The organism is Sulfitobacter sp. 1A13368 (genome assembly GCF_043557275.1).
Taxonomy (GTDB): Bacteria; Pseudomonadota; Alphaproteobacteria; order Rhodobacterales; family Rhodobacteraceae; genus Sulfitobacter; species Sulfitobacter faviae.
In genome coordinates this window covers 361,428-375,963 of the sequence record NZ_JBIFFR010000003.1, presented here as the reverse complement: position 1 = coordinate 375,963, position 14,536 = coordinate 361,428, and the positions used below count along the sequence as shown (strand labels likewise).

Genomic DNA, 14,536 nt, shown 5'->3' with positions numbered 1-14,536 from the left:
GCTCTTAGGCCTCGCGCAGGGCCGCTTCAGCCGCCGCACCAAGGCGCAAAAGCTGTTCTTCGGCCCCCGGTGCGCACATCAGAGAAATGCCGCAAGAGGGCGTATCGGTCGGCAAGGTAAGCGCGCAAAGCCCCATTAGATTCGCGACTCGCGTGTTGCGCAGGGACAGGAGATTCTGCGCGAGGTAGTAGTCGTGATCGCTGTTCAGCCGTTCGATGTTCGGCGGCAGCATGGGTGCAGTGGGTACCAACACGGCGTCATAGCCCGCCACGGCCCGGTCATAGCCTGCCCGCGCCAGATCGAGCTTGGCCCAAGCGGCGACGTAATCGGGGCCGGAGAACCCCTTACCCAACCGGAAACGCTCAAGAATTTCGCTGAACATGGCATCGGGGTCGGCTTCGATCACATCGCGCCACAACCCATAGGCTTCGGTGGTGTAGAGACAGGAACTCAGCGGCATCGCCTCTTCGACTTCGGGCACGGTGATTTCATCGACTGTGGCACCGGCCTCGCGCAACCGCGCTACCGCCGCGTCAAAGGCCGCTTTGGGCTCATCGGATAGCTCATCCATCACCACATTGGTCAGCACCGCGAAACGGCAGCCCTCCAACTCGCTCTCTTGCAGATCGGCAGGCTTGCCCCCCTCCAAGGCGGCAAGCAGCAGCGTCGCATCTTCGACCGAACGGCAAAGCGGGCCAACCGTGTCGAACTTCGCCGCGAGCGGCACGGTCCCGGCAAGGGAGACACGGCCTGCGGTGGTCTTGAGCCCCACCAGATCGTTCCACGCCGCCGGGATGCGCACCGACCCGCCAGTATCCGACCCGATCGCCGCCGCCGCCAAGCCAAAGGCAACCGAAGCCGCCGCGCCTGAGGACGACCCGCCCGAGACGCTGTCCGGCTCGTTCACGCAGGGCGGTGTGGCGGTGCTGGGGTTATGGCCAAGGCCCGAGAAGGCCAATTCGCTCATATGCGTCTTGCCCAAGCAGACCAGCCCCAAGGCCGTCGCGCTGGCGAGCACTTCGGCGTCACGCTCTGGCACCCGGCCTTCCAGCAGTTTGGAGCCCGCCTCGGTGGCCGTTCCGGCGGTATCGAAGAGGTCTTTCCAAGAGATCGGCACCCCGTCGAGCGGTGACAGGCGCTGGCCGTCGCGGGCCCGCTCAGCCGCCGCGGCGGCTTCGGCGCGGGCGCGGTCAGGGGTGACGCGGGCATAGATACGGTCGCGCATCGGATGTGCGTCGATGGCATCGAGATAGGCATCGCAAAGCGCCACCGGGTCGATATCGCCCGCCGCGATCCCGCGCCCCAAATCCGCCGCCGTCATTTCCAACCATTCTTGCATGTCGTGCCCCTTACCGCTGTTCTTGGCGAACCTAGCGACCGTTCGGCGCATGGACAATCCCCGCGCGCAGGTCATATCTAGGGCCATGGATTTTGACCACGATATCGCGATCATCGGCGGTGGGCTGAACGGCCCCGCCCTTGCCTTGGCCCTCAGCCGCGCGGGACTGCGCGTGGCGGTGATTGACGCCCAGCCCGCGCAAACGTTTGAGAATGCCGCCTTCGATGGGCGCGCCTATGCGCTAGCGCTGACCTCGGTCAGGTTGATGGAAGGCATCGGCATCTGGCCTGACATCGCGGATGACGCCCAGCCGATGCTGGAGATCAAGGTCACCGATGGGCGTGCCGGAACCGGCCCCTCGCCCATGTTCATGCATTTCGATCATGCCGAGATCGAAGAAGGCCCGATGGGCCAGATGGTCGAAGACCGCCACCTGCGCCGCGCGCTGCTGAAAGCGGCTGCCGCCGATCCGGCGATCACGATGATGAACGACACCCGCGTTACGGGGCAATCGGTGGCGCCGACCGGCATCACTCTGACGCTTGAGGGCGGCAAGACCCTGCGCGCACGGCTGGCGGTGGGGGCCGATGGCCGCGGCAGCGGCACGGCGGAACGCGCGGGCATCAAGCGTGTCGCATGGTCCTATGGTCAGACGGCGCTGGTCTGCGTGGTGGATCATGAAAAGCCGCACCACGGCATCGCGCATCAATTCTTCATGCCCCCCGGCCCGCTGGCGATCCTGCCGCTGACCGGCAACCGCTCCCTGATCGTCTGGAGCGAAGCCAGCGCCAATGCCGCCGCGATCAACGCCCTGCCGGATGCGCAATACCTTGAGGTGCTGCGCCCGCGCTTTGGCAGTTTTTTGGGGGAGCTTTCGCTGACCGGCCCGCGCTACAGCTATCCGCTGGGCCTGTCGCTGGCCCATTCCATGACCGCTTCGCGCGTGGCGCTTTTGGGCGACGCGGCGCATGGGGTGCATCCCATTGCAGGTCAGGGCTTGAACGCGGGACTGCGCGATGTGGCAGCCTTGGCTGAGGTGATTTCCGATGCGGTTCGCCGGGGCGAAGACCCCGGAAACGACGCGGTCCTCGCACGCTATCAGGAATGGCGGCGTTTCGACAATGCCAGCCTCGCGCTGGCGACCGACAGTTTCAACCGGCTGTTTTCAAACGATAATGCGCTCTTGCGGCTGGCCCGCGACTTGGGCATGGCCGCAATCAACGCCCTACCCGGCCTGCGCCGAACCTTTATCCGCGAAGCCGCAGGGCTGACGGGGGAGCTGCCCCGGTTGATGCGTGGCAAGCCCCTGTAACGGAGCGGCGGGGCGTTACAGCCTCCGCGCTTCGTCCGGCAGCATGACGGGAATGCCATTGCGGATCGGATAGGCCAAGCTGGCGGCTTTCGACACCAGCTCTTGCTTTTCCGCGTCATAGGTCAGCGTCGTCTGCGTGCGCGGGCAGATCAATGCCTCCAGCATCCGGCGGTCAAATTGAACGGTCGCATCTGTCATTGCATCAAGCCCTCTTCCTGACCGCCGCGCATCGCGAATTCGATCAATGTCACCAATGTCTCCCGCCGGGTCTCCAGCGAAGGCGCTTCCAACAGCGCCTGTTTATCCTCGGCCTCGAACTCCAGCATCATCGACAGGGAGTTAATCAGCAACTCATCTTCGGCGTCTTTCAGCGTGTCCCAATCGGCGGAAAGCCCGCGGCTGTCGAAATAGCGCCCCAGAAGGTCAAGAAACCGCGCCCGGTCAAAGCTGTCGTCGACCTCATCCTCGCCCAGATCGCGGTCAAAGCCCGACCAATTCACATCGCAGCGGCGATAGGGGGAAAAGCCCTCGATCTCCTCCACCACGCGAAAGCGCGAGATGCCGCCAAGGGTCACCATATAGCGGCCATCCTCGGTCTCGGAAAACTGGGTTATGCGGCCCGCGCAGCCGATCTGGTGCAGCCCATGGCCGTCGCGACCGGGCAGTTCGTTGGGCTGGACCATGCCGATCAACCGCGTGTCTGTCTTGAGCGCGTCTTCGATCATCTGAAGATAGCGCGGCTCGAAGATATGCAGCGGCAGCCGTGAGCGGGGCAGCAGCAGCGCCCCTGCCAACGGAAAGATCGCAATAGTCTTGGGCAGTTCTGCTGGCTTGATCATGACAAGGGACTTAGCGCGACCGAGGCCTCAGGCAAATATCATTGATGACAGTTTGCGACGGCCATTCAGCACCACCGGATCATTGGGCTTAAGTGCCTCGAAAATAGTGAAAAGTTGCGTCTTGGCAGCGCCTTCGTTCCACTCCCGATCGCGGCGGAAAAGCTCTAGCAGGTGCTCGACGGCAGCCTCGGCATTGTCATGGGCATAGAGCGCTTGAGCCAAATCGAAGCGCGCCTGATGGTCGTCGGGATTGGCCTCGACCTTCTCGGTCAGCTCGGCCACGGGGCCGGCATCGGCGGCCTGATGGGCCAGTTGCAACTGGGCATGGGCGGCCTCAAGTTCGGGAGCCTTGGAGATTTCAATCGGCGCGCCGTTCAGCAGCGCCTCGGCCTGATCCAAGGCGCCCATGGCGATATGGGACCGGACCATGCCGCCATAGGCAGGCGCGTTCATCGGGTCTTCTTCTAGGATCGCGGCAAAGGTCTGCGCCGCATCTGTGGCGGCCCCTTCGGCCAGCATCTCTTCGGCGGCGGCGACGGCATCGGCCAGCGTGTCACCGGGCGCTTCGCCGCCCCCCGCTTTTACCACACGGTCGACGAAGGCTTTGATCTCGGACTGCGGCAGCGCGCCTTGGAAACCGTCGACCGGCTGGCCTTTGTAGAAGGCATAGACCGTCGGGATTGATTGGATTTGCAACTGACCGGCGATGTTCTGGGCCTGATCGACGTTGACCTTCACCATCTTCACCGCGCCTTTGGCCGCGCGCACGGCGTCTTCCAGCATCGGGCCAAGCGTCTTGCAAGGGCCGCACCACGGCGCCCAGAAATCAACGATCACCGGCACCGTTTGCGAGGCATCGACCACATCAGCCATGAAGGTCGCCTCGGTCGTGTCCTTGATCAGATCGGCATCCGCGGGGGCGGCGGTGGAAAGGTTCAGGTCGGTCATGCTGTTATCCTCGCTAATCGCGTTTGGCCTTATATGGACGTGCAGGGGCGCGATTCAAAGGTGAAAACTGGCAAAAACCGGCGCGTGGTCGCTGGGTTTCTCCCAACCGCGCGCATCGCGGACGATGTGGCTAGAGTGCCCGGCCTGCGCGATATCCGATGTGGCCCAGATATGATCCAGCCTGCGGCCCTTGTCGGCGGCATCCCAATCGGCGGCGCGGTAGGACCACCAGCTATAGAGTTTGCCCTCCGGCACATCCTGCCGCGTGATGTCGACCCAATTGCCCGCATCCTGCACCGCGCCAAGCGCTTCGACCTCGACCGGGGTGTGGCTGACGATCTTTAGCAGCTTCTTATGATCCCAGACGTCATCCTCACGCGGGGCGATGTTGAGGTCCCCCACAAGGATCGACTTCTCGGGCTTGTCGCCATGGAACCAGTCGCGCATCTCAGAGAGGTAATCGAGCTTTTGGCCAAACTTCTCATTGATCTCGCGGTCGGGTTTGTCGCCGCCTGCGGGGACGTAGAAGTTGTGGATCGTCGCGCCGTTCTCCAGCTTGGCCGCCACATGGCGGGCGTGGCCCAGCATGGCGAAATCCTGATCGCCCGCGTCCACCAGCGGCAGTTTCGACAGGATCGCCACCCCGTTGTAGCCCTTCTGCCCGCGCGCCACCATATGGGTGTAGCCCGCCGCCTTGAACGCCTCGACGGGGATCTTGTCCACGGGGCTTTTGCATTCCTGCAAGCAGAGGACATCCGGCCCGTGTTCGGCCAGCAGTTTCAGCACCAATGGCTCGCGCAGGCGGACGGAGTTGATGTTCCAAGTGGCGAGGGTAAAGGACATGGGGGAGGCTCCGGTCTGGGGGTGGTTCGGCACAGTAACGCGGGCGGCGCGGGGGTGCCATGCGGAAATGGGGCTTCCTTGCGGTGAGGGCCATCGTCCACGGCTTGATTTCGGTCCGGGGCGACGATCTCCCCCCCCAAAAAAAGACCGGGCACAAAGGCCCGGCCAGTCCAACAGGGAGGTATGTACCTTTACCCGGGTACAAAAGTCGGGCTTCAAACCGAGGTGCGGGTCATGAAAACCCCGCCTCTCAGGTATTCCAACCACGGGGGTCGGAATTGGTTCCCGGTTTTTATGCCATCAGGCGATAGCCACCGGATTCCGTCACCAGCAAACGGGCGTTCGAGGGGTCAGGCTCGATCTTCTGCCGCAGGCGGTAGATATGGGTTTCAAGCGTATGCGTCGTGACGCCCGCGTTATACCCCCAGACCTCATGCAGCAACACATCGCGCGGCACCACACCGTCGTTGGAGCGGTAAAGGAACTTGAGGATATTGGTTTCTTTCTCGGTCAGACGCACCTTGCGGTCGTCCTCCGTCGTCAGCACCTTCATCGCGGGTTTGAACGTATAGGGCCCCAGCTGGAAGACGGCATCTTCGGACTGTTCATGCTGGCGCAGCTGCGCGCGGATGCGGGCCAACAGGACCGGGAATTTGAACGGCTTGGTGACATAGTCATTCGCCCCGGCATCAAGGCCGAGGATCGTGTCGGCATCGGTGTCATGGCCCGTGAGCATCAGAATCGGGCTTTTCACCCCCTGTTTGCGCATCAGGCGACACAGCTCGCGGCCATCGGTATCGGGCAGGCCCACGTCGAGGATGATGAGATCGTAAAGCGCCTCTTTCGCCTTGGTCATCGCCTCGGTGCCATTGGCCGCTTCGAAAACGTCGAAATCCTCGGTCATGATCAACTGCTCGCTCAGCGCTTCGCGCAGGTCATCGTCGTCATCGACAAGCAGGATTTTCTTAAGCTGGGCCATCTGTCTCTCCGTCTGTTGTCTTATACATGCGCCTTGGGCGGGGCCCGGACAAGGGATGTGACCACTGTCTCACAGCCTCGTGTCAACAAAGCGTGAAATGTTTCAATTCCTTGCGATATAACCTAGATAGACGGGGAAGCCTTTGCGGAGTTGCAACAAACCATGAGTTTCGCCCCGGACATCACCGAACAACTGGCGCGTGCGCGGGCCGATCTGCGCATGGGCGTGCCCGTGATTCTGGCGGATGCGGCGCAGGCCGCCCTCGTGCTGGCGGCAGAGACGCTGACCGCGCAACGCCTTGCGGATGTGCTGGCCTTGGGCGGTGCGCCGGTGCTGGCGATCACCGCGCGGCGGGCCGAAACGCTCAAGGCGCGGGCCTATGATGGCAATCTCGCCCGGGTGCTGCTGCCTGAGGGGGCGACACCTGCTTGGGTGCAAAGCATCGCCGATCCGGCGGATGACCTGCGCGCCCCGATGAAAGGGCCACTTCAGACCGCGCGGGGTGGCCATACGGCGGCGCATCGCGCCGCGATTGATCTGGTGAAAGCCGCCCGGATGCTGCCCGCCGCACTGGTGCTTGATCTGCCGCAGGGGACCGATTTCGCGCGGACGCATGGTCTGACCTTGATTGACCTCACCGCCGCCGCCCCGATCCTTGCCGAGCGCAGCGCGCTGCATCCGGTGGTGAACGCCCGCCTGCCGATGGAGGTCTCCGAGGCCGGGCGTCTGCATATCTTCCGCCCCGAGGATGGCGGCGAAGAACATTACGCCATCGAAATCGGCCGCCCTGCCCGCGACACGCCGGTCCTTTGTCGCCTGCATTCGGCCTGTTTCACCGGTGATCTGATGGGCAGCCTGAAATGCGACTGCGGCCCACAACTGCGCGCCGCGCTGGCGCAGATGGGCGGCGAGGGGCATGGCGTGCTTTTGTACCTCAACCAAGAGGGCCGCGGCATCGGTCTTGCCAATAAGATGCGCGCCTATTCCCTGCAGGATCAGGGGTTTGACACCGTCGAGGCCAATCACCGGCTGGGGTTCGAGGATGACGAGCGCGACTTCCGCCTCGGTGCCGACATCCTGCGCTCGATGGGGTTCTCCGCCGTGCGCCTGCTGACCAACAACCCCCGCAAGGTGGGCATGATGGAGCAAAGCGGCATCGCCGTGACCGAGCGTGTCCCGCTGGCCGTGGGCGAGAACCGCCACAACAGCGCCTATCTGGCCACCAAAGCCGCGAAATCGGGGCATCTGCTATGACCCCGAACGACATGGTGGTCACGCCGACGGGGCTGCGGTTTCAGGGGCGGCGCTATGCCTGTAGCATCGGCAAGGGCGGGCTGACCGATGACAAACGCGAAGGCGATGGCGCCACGCCGCGCGGGGTGCATCGTCTTGTGGGGATGCTCTACCGGCCTGACCGCATCCCGGCGCCAAGCGCTTGGGCCCAGCCGATCGGTCCGGGCGATCTGTGGTCCGACGCCAGTGGCCAACCCGATTACAACCATCGCGTCCGCTCCCCCTACCCCCATAGTCATGAGGCCCTGCGCCGCGCCGATCCGCTTTATGATCTGGTGATCCTGACCGATTGGAACTGGCCCGATGCCACGGCAGGACGCGGCTCCGCGATCTTTATCCATCAATGGCGGCGGCCGGGCTATCCTACCGAGGGGTGCATCGCCTTTGCACGGAGCGACCTCCACAAGATCGCCGCGCATGTGGGTCCGGCAACGCGGTTGATTATCCGCTAACCCGCTCGCCGAAGATGGCGGAGCCCACACGCACATGGGTGGCGCCCAGTGCGATGGCCTGCTCGAAGTCGCCGCTCATGCCCATCGACAGGCCGGTCAGATCGTTGCGCGCGGCGATCTTGGCCAGCAGGGCGAAATGCAGCGACGGCGCCTCGTCCACCGGCGGGATGCACATCAACCCCTTAATCGGCAGGTCCAGCGCGCGACACTCGGTGATAAACGCATCCGCGTCGCGGGGCATCACGCCCGCCTTCTGCTCTTCCTCGCCCGTATTCACCTGAATAAAGAGGTCGGGGCAGCGGCCCATTTCCTGCGCCAACCGCGCGATGGTCTTGGCCAGTTTGGGGCGGTCGACCGTGTGGATCGCCTCGGCCAGTTCCATCGCCTGCCGAACCTTGTTGCTTTGCAAGGGGCCGATGATGTGCAGATCGATCCCGTCAAAATCCTCGCGAAAACCGGGCCATTTGCCCGCCGCCTCTTGCACGCGGTTCTCTCCGAAAGAGCGATGCCCCTCTTCCAAGACCGCACGCACACGCGCATCGGGCTGAACCTTGCTGACGGCGATCAGCTTGACCGACCCCGCCGCGCGGCCTGCATCGGCTTCGGCTTTCGAGATGCGGTTTTGGATGTCGCTCAGACTCATTTTCGGCCCTCCATGTCAGGCGCGCAGAAAACAACAGCGGTAGGCAAAAGAAAAGGGGCAGACTGAAAGGCCTGCCCCAATATTCACAGTATGTCGTTCAACTTAGAAGTTGAAGCGAACACCCATGTCGGCCTGAACGTCGTCGTTCAAAAGCTTGACTACACCGCCACGCAGCGAAGTACCGCCACCAAGGTCATGATTGAAGTCTACACCATAGCTGGTGCCATCTTCGGCCCCACCATCGTTGTCCGATACGTAAACTTCGATATCGGTAGCCGCGCCAACCTCAAAACGGCCCGCCAGAACCATGCGATCGCCAGCTGTGCCGTTGTCAGCGTATGCCAGAGTTACGTCGGCGATGCCGAAGGAACCACCAGCTGTCGCTGTCCACTCGGTGTCGCTTGCCTCGTCGGAATCTTGACCACCAACCGCAAAGGTCCAGCCGCTCCATGTATAAGCAACGTAACCGGCAACGCGGTCGTCTGTATCGGATGCCGACACATGCACAGCCAGATCGCCCGCGGAGTAAAGAACTTCAACAGCGTTGTCACCAGAGTTACCCAGAGTACCAGAGGAATACTGGTCACCACGATCATCAAATGCAACATAGTCATAGCCCAAGCCTGTCAGACCCATGTCGACAGGGTACTGACCCGGCATGGATTCCAGAGCACCGAAGATGTTACCAACGCCAACTTCAAAGCCACCGGAACGCGCAAAATAGCGCACACCGTTGAACTCAGGACGCTTGCCGCCGGCTGCATCGCGTTCTTCACCTTCAAGGCGAACACGTGCACCGAAAACAACGCCAGCATCGGATTCTGCCGTTGCGTCGATCTGCAGGCGGAAACGGCTGGTAATATCTGTGGAGTCCGTGCCTGCGGAATCGTCGTCCGTGTACAGGACACCAAAACGGCCGTAGCCGCCGAATGTCACGTCTGCTGCTGCTACACCGGCGGTCGCAACCAGGGCTGTTGTAGCGAAGAGAACTTTTTTCATGAGTTTTCCCTCGGTTTGAATTCATATGCCCAGACCGGGGAATCCGGTAAGGGTATGCAGGCTGTTTGCCCCCAATCCCCTGCACTTGGCAAGGTTCACGGCCTCCCCACCCGCAATGTCGCCGGGGTTGGTGCAGCTATGCCACAGTTCCTTCACCCCAGAGCCGCGGCTTTGCCTATGGCGGCGCCGATGCCGCGCAGCGCGCTCCTATGACATAGACCTTGCCGATAAGGGCCTGCTTGGATAGACCGGAGCGCAAACAGGCAAAGGAAAGCTGCAATGGCCCTTCGTACCGCTTGCAAGATGGCAATCTCCGTTCTGGCGCTCAGCGCGCTGACCGCCTGTGGCGGGAGCTTTGGCAGCCCGGCCACAGATCGGCCGGATCAATACACCAATCCGAACAACCCCAATAACATTGAGACCAATCCCGACAATACGATTTGGTCGATCTTCAACCGCAAGAACACCGACACCAGCGTTTCGGTGAACAAATACCTCTGGTCGGCCTCGCTCGAAGTGCTGAACTTCCTGCCTGTGCAATCGGTTGATCCTTTCACCGGGGTGATCGTCACAGGCTATGGCACCCCGCCGGGCGGGGGCCGCGCCTATCGCGCGACCGTTCTGATCGACGATCCGGCGCTGGACGCACGCTCGCTCAATGTGGCGCTGCAATCTTCGGGCGGCCAGCCCGTGGCACGGGCCACCACCCGCGCGGTCGAGGATGCGATCCTCAGCCGGGCGCGGGAAATGCGCGTGTCCGACAGCAAATTCTGAGCCCGCTTAACTCAACACCGTTCCAGCGCCGGGCCTTGTGAAAACAGCAGCCCGGCGTTTTTCATGTCACGAAGGTCCCCTCATGCCCCGCTATACCCCCGCCGAGATCGAAGCCCGCTGGCAGCAAGCCTGGGAAAAGGATGGCGTTTTTCAGGCCGTTCGCAACGCCGACAAGCCGAAATACTATGTGCTTGAGATGTTCCCCTACCCTTCGGGGCGCATCCACATGGGCCATGTGCGCAACTACACGATGGGCGACGTGATCGCGCGCTACAAGATCGCCACCGGGCATAACGTGCTGCACCCGATGGGCTGGGACGCCTTCGGCATGCCCGCCGAGAACGCCGCCATGGCGATCGGCGGCCACCCGGCGGATTGGACCTATGACAACATCGCCGAGATGAAAAAGCAGATGAAACCTCTCGGCCTGTCGATTGACTGGAGCCGCGAGATCGCCACCTGCCATCCCGGCTACTACGGCCAGCAGCAGGCGTTGTTTTTGGACTTCCTCGAGAAGGGCCTCGTCTATCGCAAGAACGCGGTGGTGAACTGGGATCCGGTCGATATGACCGTGCTGGCCAACGAGCAGGTCGAAAACGGCTGCGGCTGGCGCTCTGGTGCGCCGGTGGAGCGGCGCGAGTTGACGCAGTGGTTCTTTAAGATTTCGGACCACTCCGAAGAGTTGCTCTCTGCGCTCGACAGCCTCGACAACTGGCCCGCGAAGGTAAAGCTGATGCAGGCGAACTGGATCGGCAAATCGCGCGGGCTGCAGTTTGCCTTCTCGACCATCGAAGCACCCGAGGGCTTCGACCGCATCGAAGTCTATACCACCCGCCCCGATACGCTGCTGGGCGCGTCTTTTGTCGGCATTTCGCCCGACCACCCGCTGGCCAAAACGCTGGAGCGGGACGACGAAACCGTGGCGGCCTTCTGCGCCGAGTGCCGCAAGGGCGGCACCACGGAAGAGGCCATCGAGACCGCCGAGAAGCTGGGGATGGACACTGGCATCCGCGTCCGCCACCCCTTCGACACGGCCCATGAACTGCCCGTCTATATCGCCAACTTCATCCTGATGGACTATGGCACCGGCGCGATCTTTGGTTGTCCGGCGCATGATCCGCGCGACTTCGAGTTCGCCACGAAATACGACCTGCCGATTATCTCTACCTTCCTGCCGTCCGAGGATGCCGCGCCCGAGCTGGACGCCGCTTTCGTCCCGCCGAAGACCGAAAAGGTGTTCTACAACCGGGGCTTCGCGGGCGACCAGTGGCAGACCGGCGAAGAGGCCGTCGATGCCGCCATCGCCTTTTGCGAAGACAATGGCATCGGCCAAGGCGTCACCAAATACCGCCTGCGCGACTGGGGCCTCTCGCGCCAGCGCTACTGGGGCTGCCCGATTCCGGTTGTGCATTGCGACGACTGCGGCGTGGTGCCGGAAAAGAAAGAAAACCTGCCGATCGAGCTTCCTTACGATGTCAGCTTCGACACGCCGGGCAACCCGCTCGACCGGCACCCGACATGGCGCAACTGCGCCTGCCCCGCCTGTGGCAAGGACGCCCTGCGCGAGACCGACACGATGGACACTTTCGTCGACAGTTCGTGGTATTTCGCCCGTTTCACCGCGCCGCGTGCCGAGACGCCGACCGTCATGGAAGACGCGCAATACTGGATGAACGTCGATCAATATATCGGCGGCATCGAACATGCGATCTTGCACCTGCTCTACTCGCGCTTCTTTGCTCGTGCGATGCAGATCACCGGCCACCTGCCCGAAAGCGCGGTGGAGCCGTTCGACGCGCTCTTTACCCAAGGCATGGTGACGCATGAGATCTACCAGACCCGCGACGGAAATGGCCGCCCGGTCTATCACCTGCCCGAAGAGGTGAGTGATGGCAAACTTGCCGATGGCACCGAGGTTGAGATCATCCCTTCCGCCAAGATGTCGAAGTCCAAGAAGAACGTCGTCGACCCGCTGCACATCATCTCGAACTACGGCGCCGATACCGCGCGTTGGTTCGTGCTGAGCGATTCGCCCCCCGAGCGGGACGTGGAATGGACCGCCTCCGGCGCGGAAGCCGCCTATAAACACCTCTCGCGCGTGTGGAACATCTGTGACCGCGTGGCCGAGATGGACCGCGAGGCGGCGGGCTCGGGCGACGACGAGCTGCTGCGCGCCATGCATAAGACGATCCATGACGTGACCATGGGCATCGAATCCTTTGGCTTTAATGCCGCGATTGCCAAGCTTTATGCCTTCACCGCGACCTTGCAGAAATCCAAGGCGGGCTATGCCGCGCAGCGCGAAGCGATCATGACGCTGGCGCAGCTCATGTCGCCGATGACCCCGCACCTGTCGGAAGACATTTGGGCGCATCAGGGCGGCGAAGGGCTGATCACTAAGGCGCCTTGGCCGAAGGCGGATGAGAAGATGCTGGTCGACCACACCGTGACCCTGCCGATCCAGATCAACGGCAAACGCCGGGCGGAAATCCAAGTGCCCGCCGATATGCCGAAGGAAGAGGTTGAAAAAACCGCGCTGGCGCATGAAGCTGTCATTCGAACGCTGGACGGGGCCACGCCGAAAAAGGTCATCGTCGTGCCCGGACGGATTGTGAATGTCGTTGCCTAAGACCACCCATATGCGCCGCCGCTTCCTGCTGGCCCTGCCCCTACTGGCGCTTGCCGCCTGCGGGTTCGAGCCGGTCTATGGACCCGGCGGCGCGGGCACGGCATTGCAAAACCGCGTGCTGGTGGACGCGCCGGAAGACCGCTTTGGCTATTTTCTGGTGCGCGAGGTGGAAAGCCGCCTTGGCCGTGCCGCCACCCCCCGCTGGGGGCTGGCGCTGACCACCACCACGGTCGAAGACGGGCTGGCCATCGACAGCGAAGGCAACACGCGGCGCTACAACCTTGTCGGCACCACCGCCTATGCGCTGCGTGACCTCGACAGCGGGCAGATCGTGACCTCGGGCAAGGTCGAAAGCTTCACCGGCTATTCCGCCACCGGCACCACCGTGGCGACCCGCGCGGCGGAACTGGACGCGCAGGAACGTCTGATGACCATCCTCGCGGACCTCGTGATCAGCCGCCTTTATGCGGCCGACCTGCCCCAATGAAACTGCCCCCGCGCGAGGCGAAACCCTATTTCGCGCGGCCCGATCCCGCACGCACGGGGCTGTTGATCTATGGCAGCGACGCGATGCGCGTGGCGCTGAAACGGCAGGAATTCCTGAAAAACCTGCTCGGCCCCAATGCCGAAGAGGAAATGCGCCTCAGCCGGATGCCCGCGGGCGAATTGCGCCGCGATCCGGCGATGCTGCTGGATGCGATCAAGGCGGTCGGTTTCTTCCCCGGCCCGCGTGCCGCGCTGGTGGAAGAGGCGAATGACAATATCGCCAAAATCCTGCTCGACGCGCTGAAGGAATGGCAGCCCGGCGATGCGCAGATCGTGGTCACCGGCGGCGATCTCAAGAAGACCTCAAAGGTGCTGAAGGCCTTTGAGAGCCACCCCAACGCCTTTGCCACCGCGATCTACGACAACCCGCCCGACCGGGCCGAGATCGAGCAGATGCTAAAGGACGCGAAGCTCACGCCTGAGGCCGACGCCATGGCCGCCCTGACCGATCTGGCCCGCACCCTCGACCCCGGCGATTTCCGGCAGACGCTGGAGAAGATCACGCTTTATAAACTGGGCGACGGCACTCCCATCGGCCTTGATGACATCGCCGCCTGCGCCCCCACCTCGACCGAGGCCGAGGTCGACGACATCCTGCATGTGGTGGCCGAGACCCGCGCCGCTGAGATTGGCCCGGTGATGAGCAAGCTGCAAGGCCAAGGCGTGAACCCGGTGACCCTGACCATCATGGCCACCCGGCATTTCCGCACTCTCTACCGCATCGCCGCCAACCCCGGCGCGCCGATCTACGGCGTGCGCGACCGCGACCGCGCCATGCGCCAAGCCCGCAACTGGGGCGCGATAAAGCTGGAAACCGCGCTGGCGGTGCTGACCGAGACGGACCTCAAGCTGCGCTCCGCAGGCCAGCACGCCCCGGCGCTGGCGCTGGTAGAGCGGGCCTTTATCCGTCTGGCGATGCTGGGCGCACAACGTTGATTTT

General features: G+C 63.0%; 15 protein-coding genes. 7 read left to right on the top strand and 8 right to left on the bottom strand.

The genetic code is table 11. The annotated features are described in order from the left end of the window. Positions 1-4 precede the first annotated feature (4 nt). Positions 5-1,339 carry an amidase gene (locus tag ACGYK4_RS08960; RefSeq protein ID WP_394430788.1) on the bottom strand — a complete coding sequence of 445 codons (1,335 nt, stop codon included), beginning with the start codon at positions 1,337-1,339 and terminating at the stop codon, positions 5-7. A gap of 85 nt (positions 1,340-1,424) precedes the next feature. Here ACGYK4_RS08960 and ACGYK4_RS08955 point away from each other — a divergent pair, with 85 nt between their 5' ends. Further along, positions 1,425-2,651 carry an FAD-dependent oxidoreductase gene (locus ACGYK4_RS08955; RefSeq protein WP_394430786.1) on the top strand — a complete coding sequence of 409 codons (1,227 nt, stop codon included), beginning with the start codon at positions 1,425-1,427 and terminating at the stop codon, positions 2,649-2,651. Positions 2,652-2,666: 15 nt separating this feature from the next. Here ACGYK4_RS08955 and ACGYK4_RS08950 read toward each other — a convergent pair whose 3' ends face one another. The 5 genes from ACGYK4_RS08950 to ACGYK4_RS08930 form a co-directional block, all read right to left on the bottom strand. After that, positions 2,667-2,849 (bottom strand): Trm112 family protein, encoded by a 183-nt coding sequence (locus ACGYK4_RS08950; protein WP_067261737.1) that lies wholly within the window; start codon positions 2,847-2,849, stop codon positions 2,667-2,669. Then, complete coding sequence (locus ACGYK4_RS08945) at positions 2,846-3,490, bottom strand: LON peptidase substrate-binding domain-containing protein (protein ID WP_394430784.1); 645 nt, start codon at positions 3,488-3,490, stop codon at positions 2,846-2,848. Before ACGYK4_RS08945 ends, ACGYK4_RS08950 begins: the two co-directional genes overlap by 4 nt. 27 nt (positions 3,491-3,517) lie before the next feature. Beyond that, positions 3,518-4,438, bottom strand: a complete 921-nt coding sequence (gene trxA / locus ACGYK4_RS08940; protein WP_067261734.1) for a thioredoxin — start codon at positions 4,436-4,438, stop codon at positions 3,518-3,520. A gap of 54 nt (positions 4,439-4,492) precedes the next feature. Next, positions 4,493-5,281, bottom strand: coding sequence for an exodeoxyribonuclease III (locus tag ACGYK4_RS08935; RefSeq protein ID WP_394456081.1), 789 nt, complete (start codon positions 5,279-5,281; stop codon positions 4,493-4,495). A 292-nt stretch (positions 5,282-5,573) separates the two neighbouring features. Next, on the bottom strand, positions 5,574-6,260 hold the full coding sequence (locus ACGYK4_RS08930) for a response regulator transcription factor (protein WP_067261731.1): 687 nt from the start codon (positions 6,258-6,260) through the stop codon (positions 5,574-5,576). A 162-nt stretch (positions 6,261-6,422) separates the two neighbouring features. Here ACGYK4_RS08930 and ribA point away from each other — a divergent pair, with 162 nt between their 5' ends. Then, on the top strand, positions 6,423-7,514 hold the full coding sequence (gene ribA / locus ACGYK4_RS08925; RefSeq protein WP_394456079.1) for a GTP cyclohydrolase II: 1,092 nt from the start codon (positions 6,423-6,425) through the stop codon (positions 7,512-7,514). Then, the gene (locus ACGYK4_RS08920) at positions 7,511-8,005 is read left to right on the top strand and encodes a L,D-transpeptidase (protein WP_394456077.1); all 495 of its coding nucleotides are present in this window, start codon (positions 7,511-7,513) and stop codon (positions 8,003-8,005) included. The genes ribA and ACGYK4_RS08920 overlap by 4 nt, the downstream gene beginning before the upstream one ends. On the opposite strand, the gene ACGYK4_RS08915 is transcribed toward ACGYK4_RS08920, so the two are convergent. After that, positions 7,995-8,648, bottom strand: coding sequence for a YggS family pyridoxal phosphate-dependent enzyme (locus ACGYK4_RS08915; RefSeq protein ID WP_394456075.1), 654 nt, complete (start codon positions 8,646-8,648; stop codon positions 7,995-7,997). The genes ACGYK4_RS08920 and ACGYK4_RS08915 overlap by 11 nt on opposite strands. A 102-nt stretch (positions 8,649-8,750) precedes the next feature. Continuing rightward, positions 8,751-9,647 (bottom strand): porin, encoded by an 897-nt coding sequence (locus ACGYK4_RS08910; RefSeq protein WP_271692891.1) that lies wholly within the window; start codon positions 9,645-9,647, stop codon positions 8,751-8,753. A 279-nt stretch (positions 9,648-9,926) separates the two neighbouring features. Here ACGYK4_RS08910 and ACGYK4_RS08905 point away from each other — a divergent pair, with 279 nt between their 5' ends. The 4 genes from ACGYK4_RS08905 to holA all read left to right on the top strand — a co-directional run bounded on the left by ACGYK4_RS08905 (position 9,927) and on the right by holA (position 14,532). Continuing rightward, entirely contained in the window at positions 9,927-10,421 is a 495-nt protein-coding gene (locus ACGYK4_RS08905) for a DUF3576 domain-containing protein (RefSeq protein WP_067261722.1), read from the top strand. 82 nt (positions 10,422-10,503) lie between these two features. Next, positions 10,504-13,050: a leucine--tRNA ligase gene (gene leuS, locus ACGYK4_RS08900; protein ID WP_394456073.1), complete on the top strand. Its 2,547-nt coding sequence runs from the start codon at positions 10,504-10,506 to the stop codon at positions 13,048-13,050. Beyond that, positions 13,037-13,537 carry an LPS assembly lipoprotein LptE gene (lptE, locus tag ACGYK4_RS08895; RefSeq protein ID WP_271688836.1) on the top strand — a complete coding sequence of 167 codons (501 nt, stop codon included), beginning with the start codon at positions 13,037-13,039 and terminating at the stop codon, positions 13,535-13,537. The genes leuS and lptE overlap by 14 nt, the downstream gene beginning before the upstream one ends. After that, positions 13,534-14,532 carry a DNA polymerase III subunit delta gene (holA, locus tag ACGYK4_RS08890; protein WP_394456071.1) on the top strand — a complete coding sequence of 333 codons (999 nt, stop codon included), beginning with the start codon at positions 13,534-13,536 and terminating at the stop codon, positions 14,530-14,532. The genes lptE and holA overlap by 4 nt, the downstream gene beginning before the upstream one ends. Positions 14,533-14,536: the final 4 nt, after the last annotated feature.

What these genes read in the sequence shown, in the direction of transcription:
- ACGYK4_RS08960 (WP_394430788.1), bottom strand. Translation starts at nt 1,339, where the DNA reads ATGCAAGAATGGTTGGAAATGACGGCGGCGGATTTGGGGCGCGGGATC.
- ACGYK4_RS08955 (WP_394430786.1), top strand. Translation starts at nt 1,425, where the DNA reads ATGGATTTTGACCACGATATCGCGATCATCGGCGGTGGGCTGAACGGC.
- ACGYK4_RS08950 (WP_067261737.1), bottom strand. Translation starts at nt 2,849, where the DNA reads ATGACAGATGCGACCGTTCAATTTGACCGCCGGATGCTGGAGGCATTG.
- ACGYK4_RS08945 (WP_394430784.1), bottom strand. Translation starts at nt 3,490, where the DNA reads ATGATCAAGCCAGCAGAACTGCCCAAGACTATTGCGATCTTTCCGTTG.
- trxA (WP_067261734.1), bottom strand. Translation starts at nt 4,438, where the DNA reads ATGACCGACCTGAACCTTTCCACCGCCGCCCCCGCGGATGCCGATCTG.
- ACGYK4_RS08935 (WP_394456081.1), bottom strand. Translation starts at nt 5,281, where the DNA reads ATGTCCTTTACCCTCGCCACTTGGAACATCAACTCCGTCCGCCTGCGC.
- ACGYK4_RS08930 (WP_067261731.1), bottom strand. Translation starts at nt 6,260, where the DNA reads ATGGCCCAGCTTAAGAAAATCCTGCTTGTCGATGACGACGATGACCTG.
- ribA (WP_394456079.1), top strand. Translation starts at nt 6,423, where the DNA reads ATGAGTTTCGCCCCGGACATCACCGAACAACTGGCGCGTGCGCGGGCC.
- ACGYK4_RS08920 (WP_394456077.1), top strand. Translation starts at nt 7,511, where the DNA reads ATGACCCCGAACGACATGGTGGTCACGCCGACGGGGCTGCGGTTTCAG.
- ACGYK4_RS08915 (WP_394456075.1), bottom strand. Translation starts at nt 8,648, where the DNA reads ATGAGTCTGAGCGACATCCAAAACCGCATCTCGAAAGCCGAAGCCGAT.
- ACGYK4_RS08910 (WP_271692891.1), bottom strand. Translation starts at nt 9,647, where the DNA reads ATGAAAAAAGTTCTCTTCGCTACAACAGCCCTGGTTGCGACCGCCGGT.
- ACGYK4_RS08905 (WP_067261722.1), top strand. Translation starts at nt 9,927, where the DNA reads ATGGCCCTTCGTACCGCTTGCAAGATGGCAATCTCCGTTCTGGCGCTC.
- leuS (WP_394456073.1), top strand. Translation starts at nt 10,504, where the DNA reads ATGCCCCGCTATACCCCCGCCGAGATCGAAGCCCGCTGGCAGCAAGCC.
- lptE (WP_271688836.1), top strand. Translation starts at nt 13,037, where the DNA reads ATGTCGTTGCCTAAGACCACCCATATGCGCCGCCGCTTCCTGCTGGCC.
- holA (WP_394456071.1), top strand. Translation starts at nt 13,534, where the DNA reads ATGAAACTGCCCCCGCGCGAGGCGAAACCCTATTTCGCGCGGCCCGAT.